The following is a 1,271-nucleotide window of genomic DNA, read 5'->3' on the forward strand; positions in this document are numbered from 1 at the left end:
CAGGGCTCCGAACTCGGGTTAACGCGCTTTGGGGATTGCGGCTGATCTGATTCCATGGGGCTCTCATGATTCGGAGGCCCGCCATGACCACTGTCGCCCTTGAAGGATTCGAAAAGTCCCGCCTGAGGTCGCTTCTCGAGCATTTTGGCGAGATCGAAGACCCGCGTGAGCCGTGGCGGGTGGCCCATCCGCTGCCTGAGGTGCTGCTTCTGGTCGTCTGCGGCACGATCTGCGACTGCGAGGACTACGACCTGATCGCAGCGTGGGGAAATGCCCATCTCGACTTCCTGCGCCGCTATCTGCCCTACCATCACGGCCTGCCGGGCGGCCGCTGGCTGACTTTGCTCATGAACCGCATCGATCCGGCGCTGTTTGCCGGCGCCTTCACCGCGTGGGTGCGCGAGACGTGGCCGGACAAGCCCGACTTCGTTGCCATCGACGGCAAGACCTCGCGGCGCAGCCACGACAAGAGCGCAGGCAAGGCGCCGCTGCATCTGGTTTCCGCCTTCGCCACCACCGCACGGCTGGTGCTCGGCCAGGAGGCCGTGGCCGACAAGAGCAACGAGACAACGGCCATTCCCGTGCTTCTGGAGCGCCTTGGCGCCAATGGCGGCCTCCAAGGCGCGCTCGTCTCCATTGATGCCATTGCCACAAATGCCGCCATCGCAACCGCAATCCGCGCTCACGGCGCCGACTATCTGCTCGCGGTCAAGGCCAATCAGCCGACATTGCGCGCCGAGATCGAGCGCTACTTCGACGACGCGCCGCAAGACAGCCTCGACAGCTTCACCGACCTCGACAAGGGCCATGGCCGCATCGAGGAACGCTTCGTCACCGTCGGCCGCGAGACTGGATGGCTCGCAGGCCAGCGCCGCTTCCCCGGCGAACTGCGCCTGCCCGAGGTCAAGGCCATCGTCCGCGTCACTTCACGCACCGGACTGAAGGACAGGAGCCGCTTCGATACCCGCTACTTCATCGCCTCCGCCGACCTCACCGCCGAACGGGCCGCCCACGCCGTGCGCGGCCACTGGCTGATCGAGAATGCCCTGCACTGGACCCTCGACGTCGTCTTCAAGGACGACCAGTCGCGGCTCAGAAAAGGCCATGGCGCCCACAACATGGCCATCGTCCGCCATTTTGCCCTCAACCTCGTCCGGGCAATCAACGACAGGCAGTCCATCAAACTGAGGCGCAAAAAGGCCGGATGGAGCCCCGACTACCTCGCCTCAATCCTCGGCCAACTTCCCCGTTAACCTGGATTCGCAGCCCTG

The 1,271-nt window shown here is 64.8% G+C and carries 1 protein-coding gene; it reads left to right on the forward strand.

Annotated elements, in window-relative coordinates:
- Window positions 1–83 precede the first annotated feature (83 nt).
- Window positions 84–1,253, forward strand: coding sequence for an ISAs1 family transposase (locus RFM68_RS33480; protein WP_320237198.1), 1,170 nt, complete (start codon window positions 84–86; stop codon window positions 1,251–1,253).
- Window positions 1,254–1,271 lie beyond the last annotated feature (18 nt).

The organism is Mesorhizobium montanum, from assembly GCF_033977145.1.
Classification (GTDB): Bacteria; Pseudomonadota; Alphaproteobacteria; order Rhizobiales; family Rhizobiaceae; genus Mesorhizobium; species Mesorhizobium montanum.